This is a genomic window from Paraburkholderia sp., assembly GCF_036488795.1.
Classification (GTDB): domain Bacteria; phylum Pseudomonadota; class Gammaproteobacteria; order Burkholderiales; family Burkholderiaceae; genus Paraburkholderia.
Map to the genome: position 1 here is coordinate 36,907 of NZ_DASXHA010000081.1, position 14,606 is coordinate 51,512.

The 14,606-nt window shown below is 63.1% G+C and carries 13 protein-coding genes; 5 read left to right on the forward strand and 8 right to left on the reverse strand.

Annotated elements, in window-relative coordinates; translation table 11 throughout:
- The first annotated feature begins 24 nt into the window (after positions 1 to 24).
- Entirely contained in the window at positions 25 to 618 is a 594-nt protein-coding gene (locus VGH41_RS10815) for a BON domain-containing protein (protein WP_331597404.1), read from the forward strand.
- Here VGH41_RS10815 and VGH41_RS10820 read toward each other — a convergent pair.
- The 5 genes from VGH41_RS10820 to VGH41_RS10840 all read right to left on the reverse strand — a co-directional run bounded on the left by VGH41_RS10820 (position 615) and on the right by VGH41_RS10840 (position 7,242).
- Positions 615 to 1,775, reverse strand: a complete 1,161-nt coding sequence (locus tag VGH41_RS10820; RefSeq protein WP_331597405.1) for an acetate/propionate family kinase — start codon at positions 1,773 to 1,775, stop codon at positions 615 to 617. The two genes, VGH41_RS10815 and VGH41_RS10820, sit on opposite strands and share 4 nt — an antisense overlap.
- Positions 1,776 to 1,779: 4 nt before the next feature.
- Positions 1,780 to 4,164: a phosphoketolase family protein gene (locus tag VGH41_RS10825; RefSeq protein WP_331597406.1), complete on the reverse strand. Its 2,385-nt coding sequence runs from the start codon at positions 4,162 to 4,164 to the stop codon at positions 1,780 to 1,782.
- A 367-nt stretch (positions 4,165 to 4,531) separates the two neighbouring features.
- The gene (locus VGH41_RS10830) at positions 4,532 to 5,203 is read right to left on the reverse strand and encodes an HAD family hydrolase (protein WP_331597407.1); all 672 of its coding nucleotides are present in this window, start codon (positions 5,201 to 5,203) and stop codon (positions 4,532 to 4,534) included.
- Between the two features lie 157 nt (positions 5,204 to 5,360).
- Positions 5,361 to 5,582 carry a hypothetical protein gene (locus tag VGH41_RS10835; RefSeq protein WP_331597408.1) on the reverse strand — a complete coding sequence of 74 codons (222 nt, stop codon included), beginning with the start codon at positions 5,580 to 5,582 and terminating at the stop codon, positions 5,361 to 5,363.
- A 685-nt stretch (positions 5,583 to 6,267) separates the two neighbouring features.
- Positions 6,268 to 7,242, reverse strand: a complete 975-nt coding sequence (locus VGH41_RS10840) for a MerR family transcriptional regulator (RefSeq protein WP_331597410.1) — start codon at positions 7,240 to 7,242, stop codon at positions 6,268 to 6,270.
- A gap of 175 nt (positions 7,243 to 7,417) precedes the next feature.
- Here VGH41_RS10840 and VGH41_RS10845 point away from each other — a divergent pair, with 175 nt between their 5' ends.
- Entirely contained in the window at positions 7,418 to 7,633 is a 216-nt protein-coding gene (locus tag VGH41_RS10845; protein ID WP_331597411.1) for a hypothetical protein, read from the forward strand.
- 341 nt (positions 7,634 to 7,974) lie between these two features.
- Positions 7,975 to 8,178, forward strand: coding sequence for a hypothetical protein (locus VGH41_RS10850; RefSeq protein WP_331597412.1), 204 nt, complete (start codon positions 7,975 to 7,977; stop codon positions 8,176 to 8,178).
- Between the two features lie 76 nt (positions 8,179 to 8,254).
- Here the strand turns inward: VGH41_RS10850 and VGH41_RS10855 are convergent, their stop codons facing one another.
- The 3 genes from VGH41_RS10855 to glcC all read right to left on the reverse strand — a co-directional run bounded on the left by VGH41_RS10855 (position 8,255) and on the right by glcC (position 11,762).
- Complete coding sequence (locus VGH41_RS10855; protein ID WP_414696635.1) at positions 8,255 to 9,889, reverse strand: NADP-dependent glyceraldehyde-3-phosphate dehydrogenase; 1,635 nt, start codon at positions 9,887 to 9,889, stop codon at positions 8,255 to 8,257.
- Positions 9,890 to 10,049: 160 nt separating this feature from the next.
- Complete coding sequence (locus VGH41_RS10860; protein ID WP_331597413.1) at positions 10,050 to 10,919, reverse strand: MOSC domain-containing protein; 870 nt, start codon at positions 10,917 to 10,919, stop codon at positions 10,050 to 10,052.
- Positions 10,920 to 10,985: 66 nt separating this feature from the next.
- Positions 10,986 to 11,762: a transcriptional regulator GlcC gene (gene glcC, locus VGH41_RS10865; RefSeq protein ID WP_331597414.1), complete on the reverse strand. Its 777-nt coding sequence runs from the start codon at positions 11,760 to 11,762 to the stop codon at positions 10,986 to 10,988.
- A 237-nt stretch (positions 11,763 to 11,999) separates the two neighbouring features.
- Between glcC and glcD the strand changes: the two genes are divergently transcribed.
- Together glcD and glcE are read left to right on the forward strand one after the other, a co-directional pair.
- Positions 12,000 to 13,499 carry a glycolate oxidase subunit GlcD gene (glcD, locus tag VGH41_RS10870; RefSeq protein WP_331597415.1) on the forward strand — a complete coding sequence of 500 codons (1,500 nt, stop codon included), beginning with the start codon at positions 12,000 to 12,002 and terminating at the stop codon, positions 13,497 to 13,499.
- On the forward strand, positions 13,499 to 14,590 hold the full coding sequence (glcE, locus tag VGH41_RS10875) for a glycolate oxidase subunit GlcE (protein WP_331597417.1): 1,092 nt from the start codon (positions 13,499 to 13,501) through the stop codon (positions 14,588 to 14,590). The genes glcD and glcE overlap by 1 nt, the downstream gene beginning before the upstream one ends.
- The last annotated feature ends 16 nt before the right edge of the window (positions 14,591 to 14,606 follow it).

A 14,606-nucleotide genomic window follows, 5' to 3' on the forward strand; every position in this document is an offset into this window, starting at 1 on the left:
ATGGCGTAACGAGAGCCAACCACGATGAAACATGCCCTTTCAAACGACGACGCCCTCCAGCAGGCGGTTGTCGCGGCGTTGCGCGCGATCGGGCTCGCGCCCAGCGTAATCGACGTCGCGGTGCGCGGCGCCATCGTCACGTTGCGTGGACACGTAGAGAACGCCGCGCAGAAACATGCTGCGCAGAGCGAGGCTTTGCAGGTCGATGGTGTGCTGGCACTGGTCGTTGCCGTCGAAATTCGCAACGCGGGAAGTCGCCGCATGCGTGACGATCAGATCGCGGCGGAAGTGCTCACGCGTCTCGCGTGGGACGGCGGAGTGCCGCCCGGCGCGATCCAGGTGCAGATTGAACAGGGCTGGGTGACGCTGCTCGGCGAACTCGAGCGCGGCGAGCAGAAAGCGGCCGCGCTCGAAAGCGTGAGCCGCCTGTTTGGCGTGGCAGGCGTGACGGATCTCACGACAATCAGGGTGGAGGCTGCCGAGCGTGCGGCCACGACGGCGGCTACCGTGCCCACTGTCACCACTGTCACCACTGTCACCACTGCCACCACTGCCACCACGGGGACCGATATGGCCACTGGGCCCAACCGCGACGCTGCGGGCGAGCAGGCGCCCTAGCCCTCGCCCGCAGACTCCTGCAGCAAGGCCCGGCAATGCCGCGCTATCTGCCGCTCTTCCTCGGTGTGCAGGGTGCGCACCTTGCCGGCGGGGTCCTCCGCGTTCAAGCCCAGAAACGCCAGTCCTTCGCAAATGCGCCGCCGCACTTCGGCGCTGTGTTCGCCGATCCCGCCGGCAAACACCAGCAGATCGATGCCGCCCAGCAGCGCCGCGTAGGCCCCCACATATTTGCGTACCGCGCTCGCGAAGACGTCGACCGCAAGCGAGGCGTCCGGATCGCCGCCGGCGCTGCGCGTGAGCAGCGCCTGCATGTCGCTTTCTCCCTGCGTCAATCCAGCAAGGCCGCTTTCGCGATTGAGCAGGGTTTCGAGCTTGTCCGCGTCGAGTTGCTCCGTGCGCATCAGATACAGCAGCACCCCGGGATCCAGATCGCCGCTGCGCGTGCCCATCGGCAGGCCGCCGGTGGGCGTGAGGCCCATCGAGGTATCGACCGATCTTCCATCGCGCAGCGCGCACACGCTCGAGCCGTTGCCGAGATGCGCAAACACCGCGCGCGCGGGGAGATCTGCGCCCAGCTGCCGCACCAGAGATTCATACGACAAGCCGTGAAAGCCATAACGGATCACGCCGGCCTCCGCGTAGCGACGCGGCAGAGCAAGCTGGGCGGCACGCGGCGGCAGCGTGCGGTGAAACGCGGTATCGAAGCAGGCGAAGTGCTGCGCGTCGCCGAAGATGCGCATGGCCTGATCGATCAACGCCAGCGCCGGCGGAATATGCAGCGGCGCGAAATGCACCGCGGCCTCCAGACCTTGCCTGAGTTCCGGTGTGATCCGTTGATGTTCGCGCAGATGCGGACCGCCATGCACCACGCGATGCCCCACCCCGGCCGGCGGCGTATAGCCGTGCTGCTGGCCATGCTCCGTCAGGACGTTCGCGAGTTTCTGCAACGCGTCGGTCTGCGCTTGCATGACGTGCTCGATCTGCAGCAGCACCGTGCCGTCGGCCGCTTTCATTTTCAGGCTGCCGTCGGCGCGGCCAATGCCTTGCGCGCTGCCTTCGAGCAGCAGTGTTTCGTCGTCGCTGTCCGTCTTGAAGAGACCGAACTTGAGCGACGACGAGCCGCTGTTCAGTACGAGCAGGGTCTGCGTAGCCGGCATGGCCCTAACCCGCCCATGTCCAGTTGCGGATCTCGTCCTTGTCGATGCCCTCGGCATGCGCATACGCAAGGTGCTCGATGATCTGTCCGCGCAGCCATTCCTTCACGTGATCACCCACGCCGCGCAGACCGGGCACGCGGTCGATCACGTCGATCGACAGCGAAAAACGGTCCACCTGGTTGATGATCGCGAGTTCGAGCGGCGTGTTGATGTTGCCCTTCTCGTGATAGCCATGCACGTGCAGGTTCTCGTGATTCGAGCGGCGGTACGTCAGCTTGTGAACCAGCGACGCATACGAATGGAAGTTGAAGATGACGGGCTTGCCGCGCGTGAACAGCGAATCGAAATCGCGATCGGACAGGCCATGTGGATGCCCGGTGTCCGGCATCAGGCGGAACAGGTCCACCACATTGACGAAGCGGATTTTCAGGGTGGGAAACTTCTCCTTGAGAATCTGTACCGCAGCCAGTGCCTCCATGGTCGCGATGTCGCCGGCGCAAGCCATTACGACATCCGGTTCGGCGCCCTGATCCGTCGAGGCCCAGTCCCAGATGCCGATGCCCTTCGTGCAATGCCGGACCGCCTCGTCCATGTCGAGATATTGCAGATGCGGCTGCTTGTCCGCAACGATCACGTTGACGTAGTCGCGCGAGCGCAGACAATGGTCGCCTACGCTTAGCAGGCAATTGGCATCGGGCGGCAGATAGATGCGCACGACATTCGGGCTCTTGTTGGTCACGACATCCAGAAAGCCCGGGTCCTGATGCGTGAAGCCGTTATGATCCTGCCGCCAGACGAGCGACGTGATCAGCAGGTTGATGGATGGGACGGGTTGCCGCCATCTGAGTTCGAGCTTCGATTTTTCCAGCCATTTCGCGTGCTGGTTGAACATCGAATCGATCACGTGCACGAACGCTTCGTAAGTGGCAAAGAGCCCATGACGGCCCGTCAGCACATAGCCTTCGAACCAGCCTTCGAGCGTGTGTTCGCTCAGCATCTCCATCACCCGGCCGTCGGGCGACAGTTCGCCGCCGTCCGCGTCGCCCGCCTCGGTGTCGGCGAGCCAGGTCTTCTCCGATGCCTCATAGATTGCAGTGAGCTTGTTGCTCGCCGTTTCATCAGGGCCGAACACGCGGAAGTCGCTCATATTGCGTCGCATGACGTCGCACAGGAACTTGCCGAGCACCTCGGTGGGCGATGTGTAGCTCGCCGCCGGCGCCTTGACTTCGATGCCGAACTCGCGAAACGCCGGCATATCCAGCGCCTTGCATAACAAGCCGCCGTTGGCATGCGGATTGGCGCTGATGCGCCGTTCGCCCACCGGCGCGAGTTCGCGCAACTCGGCCACGAGTCGGCCCTTTTCATCGAACAGCTCGTCCGGGCGATAGCGCTTCATCCAGCTGTCGAGCAGGTTCAGGCTCGTCTCGTTGGTAGCGGGATCGAGAATCGGCACCTGGTGCGCGCGCCACGAACCTTCCACCTTATGTCCGTCGACTTCCTTCGGCCCGGTCCAGCCCTTCGGCGAACGCAGCACGATCATCGGCCAGCGCGGCCGCTCTGCCCGACCGCTGCTGCGCGCCTGCTGCTGGATCTGGCGAATTTCCCCGATGCAATGTTCGAGCGTGGCGGCCATCGTCTGATGCATCGACTCAGGCTCGTCGCCCTCGACGAAATACGGCTTGTGCCCGTAGCCGGTCAGCAAGGCTTCCAGCTCTTCACGCGGAATGCGCGCGAGGATGGTCGGATTGGCAATCTTGTAGCCATTCAGATGCAGGACCGGTAGGACTGCGCCGTCGCGCACCGGATTGAGGAATTTGTTCGAATGCCACGAGGTGGCGAGCGGCCCTGTTTCGGCTTCGCCGTCGCCCACCATGACCGTGACGATCAGATCCGGATTGTCGAAGGCCGCGCCGTAGCCGTGCGACAGGCTGTAGCCCAATTCGCCGCCTTCGTGAATCGAGCCGGGCGTCTCCGGTGTGCAATGCGAGCCGATCCCGCCCGGAAACGAAAACTGCCGGAAAAAGCGCAGCATGCCGGCCTCGTCCTCACTTCGATCCGGATAGATCTCGGAGTAGCGGCCTTCCAGATAGCAACTGGCAAGCGTAGCCGGCGCGCCGTGCCCGGGGCCCGCAATGTAGATGACGTTGAGATCGAGCTTTTTGATCAGGCGGTTCAAATGGACCAGCAGAAAACTCTGGCCGGCGTCCGAGCCCCAATGACCCAGCAGGCGCCGCTTGATGTGTTCGGGTTTGAGCGGTTCGCGCAGCAGCGGATTCGCGCGCAGATAGATCATCCCGGCTGACAGATAGTTGCAGGCGCTCCAGTAGCGGTCCATTTTGCGCAACGTATCGGGGTCCAGCGCGGAAGAATTCGGGTCTAGTTCGGCCATCGGGTCACTCCAGAAAATGGACTGCCTGCTGAATGGACAACTGAATGCGTGACCAGCGTGGTCACTTGATGAGGTAGATACGGCGCGCCACGCCCGCCCGCCATGCAGGGGCCGCACACCGGCCAGGTGCTGGCGGACGGCCGTGTGCGCAACGTCTGCTGCAGGCTCGATCCTGGCCGATTCGGCCTGACCGGCTGCAGGGGGGCTTGCCGGTTCCGTTTGCACCTGTGACAGAAGCGCTACGGGAAGGTTCGCAGCCCGTCATGGCGAGGCCACCCCCAATCATCATACTGCTGCGCGGCTGTGCCAATGAGATGACAACGCGATACTCACCCGCCCAGTAATGCCACCAGCCGGGACGGCGTATTTAGCCCGCTATAGCGCCTAAATCCATGCTGGCCAGCTCGCCGATATGCTCGATCGTGACATCCGCCGGCGCATATTGCGCAATGTTGGCCGTATCCATCGCGTAGTGACCCTGACGGGGGAAGACCGTGGTGAGGCGCTCCTGCCAGATCCGCTTCATGGCGGCGAGGATGCGCAGCTTGTCGTCGACCATCACATAGCGGCGCGCCGGGTACTGCTGCGCGACCTCGTCGAGCATCAGCTCCTTGTGGATGTAGATCAGCACGCGCCCTTCCACCGCGTCCCACAGGCCGGACTGCTTGATCTTGCGCGGCTGGAATACCACGTCGCCGTCCGACAGAATGACCGTGGGACCGAGCGCGCGCAAACGCGCAAGCGCGTCGATCGCGCCAGCATACAGTCGGCTTGCAAACGGATAATCGATCAGGAACGACGACATCAGCAGCAAGCGCGAGTCGCTCTTGTGTTCGACACGGTAGCGTTGCAGCGCGCCCAGGTAGTCGGCGTACCCCAGTTCGCTGCGCAAGGTTTCGAAAATTTCCCAATAGCGGTCGCTACACGCAGCCCCGAACTGTTCGGTCAGATGGGCGCGTAAATCCGCCACCACATGATCGTTGTCGAGCAAGGTGTTATCGCAATCGAACAGGAATACGACATCTTCAGGCGCGCTCATACGATAGTTTCCTTCACAAAAGGTTGTGCTGGACGTGAGATCGCTTCGATCATACACACGGATTGCAAAGGATGCCGTATTCGCGGGCTACGCTGCGGCGCGGCGGCGAACCGGGCAGTTCGCGCCGAAAGCGGCGTCAGATCAGACCGACGCTAAGCTATCCGAACGAGTTGGGTTCCGGCCAGGTGAACGGGCGGTTCGTGTCGGTCGGGGTGATATCCGGCTGGATCAGTTCCATCGGTCCCTTCGGGCTACCGATATTGATCAGCTTGTTGTGTCCGCCGCAGTGGGCGCAGATGAAATGGAGCCCCCTGTCGTCGACCGCCAGGTCGGCCTCGGAGAAAACCCATAGTGTGAGGCACTTCAGACAAGCCAACATGACCGGACTGGATTCCCACAGAGGAAGAACGGGCAAAAAGATGCGCGCTCCCGTGATCAAAACTCGGGCGCGCGCAAGTCACTTACCTCACGAGAGCATCAAAAGGACCGGGGAATCCAAGACTGACGCCCTCGCCATTGCAGATTACTCGACTCGCGCGCGTACTTAAAGTAGCAACAGCGTTTCAACGCCAATTTGCGTGCAATTAGAACAAAATTGTCATTTTTTGCCGGATTGTCTTTCCGTGTGGTGGTCTGATTAAATGCACATTTTACACGTAGATGTCCGACAAATATCGAAAGATGTCGTTTGTACAATCAGATGTTTAAAACGGCGCTTAATGTAGACGAAAACCCTGGACAAATAACGCAGACAAGAAAAAGCCCGCAAGATTCACGGGCCAATACGTTCGGTGGAGAACGTTCCAGAAAGCCCTTCCAATCTAGCCTGGAAACAAAAATTGTCAAAGGGAATTGCAGAGGTCAGTTTGATTCCTGTGAATTAAAACGCGCAATTGCGTCCATTCATAAGATCCATGTTATGCCGCTATTGCATTGCATTAAGCAGGCCACATACCGCCGGCGCCAAATAAAATTACCAGCCCGATTTCGGAAAAATTGAGTTGCGCGCGAATTGAATTTCCGGTCTTTTTGCGGGCTCTCTAGCGCTTTTTCAGGTTGGTGCCTCATTCGGTTGCCCGCGTCCACCGCTCTTCGCGCGCCACCCGTTCGAGCGCCAGTTCGAACATCGCGCGTGCACGGTTGGAAATGTCCGCCAGATAGCGATGCAGCGCCGCGTCTTCCGGCGAGCGGGCCATACAGTCGTCGCTGTATTGCTCGAAAGCGGACAGCTGCATCACCAGATCTGCGAGATGGCGCGGACACTCGCACGCGATCGTCGTCGACCTGCTGGCAATCCCTGCGAGGGCTTCGTCCGAGTAACGGCGTGGGGTGCGCGCAACCCCCTCGGGCGCATCGTGCGGCGGGTGCGATGGCGACAGATCGCGCAGGATCTGCAGCGCCTGGATTTTTTCCAGCGGCTCGCGGTAGACCCGCACGCCGGCATAGCGCAGCGCGGTGATGCTGTGCTCGGCGCCGAACGCATAGACGACGCCCACTACCTGCGCGTGGCAACGCTCGCTTAACGCGAGCACCGCCTGCACCGACTCGTCCTGCAGCGAAGCCACGTGAATCAGGAGTGCGTCGGTCTTCAGTGGATGCGCCTGCGCGTCTTCGATATCGTCGAACACCGTGAAACGCGGCTGGCTCGCCGCTTGCAGGTCCGGCAAATCGCTGCGCAGACGCCGCGCGAGCGAGGTGCCCACCACCACCACGCTGGTGTCCACCGCTATTTCCAGCGGTCCGGGGGGAAACGCCGCCTCGGCATAGGTCAACGCGAGACGATCCAGTTGATCCAGTTCGAGGCGCGCGATCGAGCCAATCGCATGACCTCGCTCCACCAGCTTTTTCAGCAAGATCAGCCGGCGCACATCCTGTGATGAATATAGACGCTGCCCCGAGGCGGTTTTGGGCGGCGAGACGACGCCATAGCGCCGCTCCCAGATGCGCAACGTGGTGACGGGCATTCGGGCGAGACGCGCGGCGGCGCCGCTGCGATAGCACGGAAGGCTGGCTTTCTCTTCATCGCTGACGACCGGCATGGCTGTGACGCACTCTCTGGAAGGTAGACCAAGACCCTATAGATCGTGTGCATCTGATATGGCAATGCAGCGCATCTGAGTCGCATGCAACCCAGTATAGGCGGCCATTCGAGTGTCAATCGACGACACGCCGAATATATAGCGAGTCATTTACGTTTCATGAGAGATTCGCTTTATGCTGGACGTGTCCGTATTGCGACGCACTGCCGCGCAGCGTTCCGCTGGCACGCCTTCATGGAGTCGCGGATCGACGGCTTTCGCGGGCCTTTCAACCCGCTACGAAGTACCGGACCTCGCGCCATTCATCGGCATTTCGATACTGGGGGGTATTGGCATGATCTTCATCGACGCGCCGGCGCGTGGCCTGCCGGGCGGATCTGTCAGCCTCTGAGGGCCGTTTCTGGCGTGTGCACAATTCAGGCGAAAAGAAAGGCCCGGCGGTGGTGTGGCCGGGCCTCGAAATGTCGCCCCCGTGCAACCACGCGGGGCCGACTGGACGTCTCTGCGGACACAACGCGCACTGCGCTGCACCCGATCAACACCGACTGTAGGCGCGCTCGCTTAAAGGAGACTTAAGCTCGCCCCATGTTTGGTCCTGAGCGGCATTGTCGGGTCGGGAATGGACCAGCGGCCCTGACGGCGGCCGCTAACGGTTCGGTGGATAATGGCGCAGGCACGCGAGTACAACGCCAGACAGCCCGCCGGGCCAACACGCTAACGGAACGCGCACTCATGACTCAGACCCAGAACGGACCGTCGAACGCCACCGCCGCAAATGGCCATGCCGCCGCCAGTGTCACTCCCGCCAGACCGGCACGCGACCCGGGCTCGGCGCGTACGCTGCTGATCATTGTGCTGACGCTGCCCGTGACAATTGTGGCGCTCGTGATTGCGATCGAAATCTTCGGTTTGTTCGCCCGCCTCGTCGCGCATTGATGCCCCGACCCGCCGCGCATGAAGCGAAGGAGGCAAACACCGCCCCCGCCGCCTCGCCATGCCGCCTTCATCAGATTCAGAAGATAAAACCTGTGTTGATAAATTTCGATGTGCGCTCCGACACGATCGCATCGAGTAGCGCCTTGCTGTCGTCGGTCTGCTTCGCGGCCACCATCGAGCGAATCGAAAAGGCCCGCAACGCGTCTGTCACCGACAACGTCCCCTCGGCCGAGTCCTTGCGCCCGGCAAACGGAAACACATCCGGGCCGCGCTGACATTGGCAATTGATGTTGACCCGGCACACCTGATTGACGAGCGGGTCGACCAGCTCGCCGATCAGCACCGGGTCCGAGCCGAAGATACTAACCTGCTGGCCGTGCTCCGAGGTGACCACATAGTCGAGCGCGGTTTCGATATCTTCGAACGGCGTCACTGGAATGATCGGGCCGAACTGTTCTTCCCGATACAGCATCATGCCTTCCGTGACGGGATACACCACCGCCGGATAGAAGAGCGTCTTGCAGAACACGCCGCCGCCTTCGTTGACGACCTGCGCGCCTTTGGACTTCGCGTCGTCGATCGCCTCGGTCATATACGCGGTGCGATGCATGCCGGGCAGCGGCGTGATCGACACGCCGGCTTCCCACGGCATGCCCAGTTTGAGGCTGGCCAGCGCGGCGCAAAAGCGCTGCACGAAATCGTCGACCACGGAGCGGTGGACAATCAGCATCTTTAGCGCGGTACAGCGCTGCCCATTGAACGACAACGCGCCGAGCAGGCATTCCTTGACGGCCAGATCGAGGTCCGCATCCGGTAACACGATGGCCGCGTTCTTCGCGTCCAGACCCAGCACGGCACGCAACCGGTGCGACTTCGGATGCTGCTTCTTCAGATGGTCCGCGACCTTGCTGGAGCCGATCAGCGCCAGCACATTGACCTTGCCCGAGGCGAGCATACGCGGCACCACCACGGCGCCTGGCGCGTAAATGGTGTTGATGACGCCCTTCGGGAATGCCTCGCGGAACGCGTCGAGCAGCGGATAAAACAGCAAGGTCCCATACTGCGGCGGCTTGAACACCACCGTGTTGCCCATCAGCAGCGCCGGAATCAACGTCGCAAAAGTTTCGTTGAGCGGATAGTTGTACGGTCCCATGCACAGTACGACGCCCAACGGCGTGCGGCGAATCTGCCCAATCGTGCCTTCGGCGATCACAAAGCGGGAATTGCCGTTATCGAGTTCCTTGAGCGCGTCGATGGTCGCCAGCATGTATGTGACGGTGCGATCGAACTCTTTCTGCGAATCCGTGAGACTCTTGCCGATCTCCCACATGATCAGATTCACGATCGGCTCGCGCTGCGCGACCATGTGCCGGATGAACACCTGCATGCACGCGATCCGCTGCGCGACGGTCATGGTGGGCCACTCGCCGCGGCCGGAATCGTAGGCGGTGACGGCGGCATCGAGCGCCGCATCGCTTTCCACTTCGCCCATCACCGGATAGCTGCCAATCTCCACCTGCTGCACGTCGCCGTCGGGCTGCTGCACGCATACCGGCGACAGCACGGTCTTGCAGGCGCCGTCCCATGCCCGCAGCTCGCCATTTACCAGCGACACGCGCTGATGGATCGGCGCGGCAAGGCGCGCTGTCGCGGGAATCGCGTCGTCGCGCGGAAACAGCTGCTTGAGGCTTTCAACGGTGATCATCGGCATGGCTTTCCCTTCGGTGGACAGGCATCACATCAGGTGGACGGGATGCGCCGCCCAGCGAGGCGCGCGGCATTCCCGGTTCAGGCGCTGCGTCGTTCCAAGTCTAGCCAAACATCACGCGTGATGCGTTTTCACCGCTGCGCCCGGCAAGGCACAGGGCCGATCAGTCGCCGAACGCCATCTCGGCCTCGACCGTCTGCCCTACCGCCAGCAAGGTGCCGACGCCCGCCGCGATGATCGCGTTCTGGCCGAAGGTCAGCGCGCCATCGAGCCGTGCATTGGCCCGATACGCGCCCATCGTGTCGAGCGGCTCATTCGGCCAGTCGGGATCGTGCGCGCCGGTGGCCTGGTCGATGGTGGGAATCGGGCAGCGCGAGCACGGCTTGACCAGTTGCAGTTGCACCGCTGCGTCGCGCACCTGGATGGTGACGTTTTCCACGAAGTCTTCTTCGTAGGCATCCAGCCCGCTCACCACCAGGTTGGGCCTGAAGCGGTTCATCGGGATCGACGGCGCGCCCTTGTCGTTAAGACGCTGATTCAGATCGTCGAGCGACGCCTCACCGATCACCAGCAGCGGAAAGCCGTCGGCGAACTGCGTGACGGCCTCGAGTTCGCCGGTCCACTGCCGGTCGGCCACGCGCGCGACTGCCGGATCGAAGCGGGCAAGCCGGACCGGCTCGCCGAGGAACGCGGAGAACCAGTCTGCCGTGGCGGCGCCGGTATCGAAGGCCCGCATGGTGTCGCGCCAGACCGACGTTTCGAGCACCGTGGGATTGTGCAGCGCGCTTACCGCAAGCGGCGTGTGCAGTGCTTGCATGCCGGGTGCCGTGACGATCAGGTCGGTCTCGCCCAGCGCCACCTTCACGAGCGCGAGACGCGCGTGGCTGCGCTGCGTCAGCATGCGGCCGCACGGGTCGACGACCATCCAGTTGCGGTCGTACTCGAGGCCGGTCGGCAGCAGGCGCGCCTCGCTCAGCGCAATGCCGGCACAGGATTTGATCGGATAGACATAGAGACCGCTGATGGCTGGCATGATGGGGTGCGTGGATGAACGGGTGAACAGGAAGGCGAATGGAAGACCATTGTAAAGCGTGTGGCGTCACCAGCCCTCGAGCCGCAATGTCGCCCTGACCAGCCGTTGTTCCTCCTGCTCGATTTCGCGCAGGCTCTCGCACACGCTGCTGATATGCGCGCTCGCCGCCTTGCGCGCCTGCTCCGGCAGCTTGCCCGTGACGGCGTTGTACAGGCGTGCATGTTGACGGTCGATCATCCGTTTGTGCGGGCCGCGATGATAGAGATTGTTGACCGACGCGAACACCGAGCTCAGCAGCAGGTCGGTGAGCGAACTCAGCGTATGCACCAGCACGGGGTTGTGCGAAGCCTCGCAGATGGCCAGATGAAACGCATGATCGAGCCGCGCGTGGGTCGACGCGCTGGTCTCCTTGCCGTGCGCGGCGATCATCTCTTCATAGCGCCTCTTGATCAGCACGAAATCGGCGGGGGTGCCGCGCAAGGCGGCCAGCCGCGCCGATTCCGCTTCCAGCATGCCGCGCACCTCGAACAGGTCGTACAGCGTGCGCGGCTGCGAGCCGAGCAGATGCATCATCGGCGAGAGTGCCGGCTGGGCCGTCAGGCTCGCGACGAACGAACCCTTGCCCTGTGCGGTTTCAATGATGCCGCGGGCCCGCAAGAGCTTGAGCCCTTCCCTGAGCGCCGTGCGCGACACGCCCAGCTTTTCGGTGAGACGCCGCTCGGACGGCAGCGCCTGACCGGACTTGAGCACCCCATCCACGATCAGCCGTTCGATGCGCTCGGCCACCACGTCCGCGACCTGACGCGAGCTGTCCCTGTCTTCTGACTGACTGTCTCCTGGCATAACGTTTCTCACTGGTATGACCATCTGCAAATGCTAGCACGGGGTGACTTTCAATATCGCTCGCTTGCCCTTCTGGCACTGCCTTCAGGTGATTGCTTTCGAACCGGTCACCTTCAGAAAGTGGTATGACCAGTGCCTTGAAGTGTCGACACCGTCACTTAATGCCGGAACAATTCGCCTTTCGACAGGCTCGCGCGCACGCCCGCAACGGGAAATCGCAGCCGGAGGAGACTTACGATGAGCTATCTGTACGACGAGAAGATCGACGGCCCGCTCGCCACTCACGACAAGGCCGCCGTGGTGGCACAACTGCAGGCGCTGGTGCCGGACCTGACCATTCTGCACGCGCAGGAAGACCTGCGCCCGTTCGAATGCGACGGACTCGCCGCTTACCGCACCACGCCGATGCTGGTCGCGCTGCCCGAACGGATCGAACAGGTGCAGACGCTGCTGCGCTTTGCCTGCGCCAACCGGATTCCGGTGGTGGCGCGCGGCGCCGGCACCGGGCTGTCAGGCGGTGCACTGCCGCTCGAAAAAGGCATCCTGCTGGTGATGGCGCGCTTCAACCGCATTCTCGAAGTGGATCCGGAAGCCTGCACCGCGCGCGTACAACCGGGTGTGCGCAATCTCGCCATTTCCCAAGCGGCCGCGCCGCATGGCCTGTACTACGCTCCGGATCCTTCATCGCAGATCGCCTGTTCGATCGGCGGCAACGTCGCCGAAAACGCCGGCGGCGTGCACTGTCTGAAATACGGCCTCACGGTTCACAACATCCTGAAACTGGAGATCCTGACCATCGACGGCGAGCGTCTCACGCTCGGCTCAGAGGCACTGGACGCACCCGGCTTCGACCTGCTCGCGCTGTTCACCGGCTCCGAGGGCATGCTCGGGATCGTGGTCGAAGTCACGGTCAAGCTGCTGACCAGGCCGCAAAGCGCGAAGGTTCTGCTGGCCAGTTTCGACGACGTCGAAAAAGCCGGCGCGGCGGTGGCGCAGATCATCGGCGCGGGCGTGATTCCGGGCGGCCTGGAGATGATGGACAACCTCGCGATCCGCGCGGCCGAAGACTTCATCCACGCAGGCTACCCCGTCGATGCCGCAGCGATCCTGCTGTGCGAAGTGGACGGCGCGGAAAGCGACGTCGACGAAGACTGCGAGCGCGTCGATGCCCTGCTGCGCGCAGCGGGCGCCACCGACGTGCGCCTCGCCAAAGACGAAGCCGAACGCCAGCGCTTCTGGGCCGGCCGCAAGAACGCCTTTCCGGCCGTGGGCCGCATTTCGCCGGATTACTACTGCATGGACGGCACGATTCCGCGCCGCGAACTGCCCGGCGTGCTCAAAGGCATTGCCGATCTGTCGAACCAATACGGCCTGCAAGTCGCCAATGTCTTTCATGCCGGCGACGGCAACATGCATCCGCTGATCCTGTTCGACGCCAACGCTCCCGGCGAAACGGAGCGCGCCGAAGCAATCGGCGCGCGCATTCTGGAGCTGTGCGTGGCGGTCGGCGGCAGCATCACGGGCGAGCACGGTGTGGGGCGCGAGAAGATCAATCAGATGTGCGCGCAGTTCAACAGCGACGAACTGCGGCTTTTTCACGCGCTAAAGGCCGCCTTCGATCCCACCGCACTGCTCAATCCCGGCAAGAATGTCCCGACGCTGCACCGTTGCGCCGAATTCGGCTCGATGCACGTCCATCACGGCGCGTTGCCGTTTCCCGAACTGGAGCGTTTCTGATGCGAGCCGAACCGATGCCATGCGACGACAGCGCGCGCCTGCTCGACGAGGTTGCGCGCGCACTCGAAGACCGCGCGCCGCTGCGGATTCGCGGCGGCAACAGCAAAGCCGCGCTGGGGCGTGCCGTGATGGGGCGCGAAATCGACACGCGGTCGCATCGCGGCGTGGTGAGCTACGACCCGACTGAACTCGTGATCACGGCGCGCGCCGGCACGCCGCTCGCCGAGCTGAACGCGGTGCTCGACGAGGCAGGCCAGATGCTGCCCTGCGAGCCGCCCACCTTCGACGATGCCGCGACCCTCGGCGGCGCGGTCGCCGCGGGCCTGTCAGGTCCGCGCCGTCCGTGGGCGGGTTCGGTGCGCGACTTCGTGCTGGGCTGCCGCATGATTACCGGCGAGGCGAAACATTTGCGCTTCGGCGGCGAAGTGATGAAGAACGTGGCGGGTTACGACATGTCGCGGCTGCTGGCAGGCAGCTTCGGTTGCCTCGGGCTCATCACCGAGGTTTCGCTCAAGGTCTTGCCGAAAGCGCGGGCGCAACGCAGCGTCACGCTCGAACTGGACGCAGGCGAGGCGCTGCGCGAGCTGTCGGTGTGGCGCAAGGCGGCACTCCCGGTGAGCGGCGCGTGCTACCTCGACGGGCGGCTGCATGTACGGCTCGAAGGCGGCGTGGGCTCGGTGGCGGCGGCGGTGGATCGCATCGGCGGCGAAGACCTCGACATGCGCTTCTGGCATGCGTTGCGCGAGCAGCGGCTGGCATTTTTCCTCGAAGACCAGCGCCCGCTCTGGCGCCTGTCGCTGCCCAACGCCACTCCGTTGATCGGATTACCCGGTGCGGTGCTGATCGACTGGGGCGGCGCGCAGCGCTGGCTGAAAAGCGACGCACCGTCCGCGGCGATCCGCCAGATCGCGGCCGCGGCCGGCGGTCACGCAACCCGCTTCTCACCACTGCCGGGCCATGCGGGGAACGACGACGGCAATGGCCCGTTCGCGCCGCTGGCCGCGCCTTTGCTGCGCTTTCACCAGCAATTGAAGCAGCAGCTGGACCCGCGCGGGATCTTCAATCCTGGGCGCATGTACGCCGAGCTCTGACGACACACGGCGAATC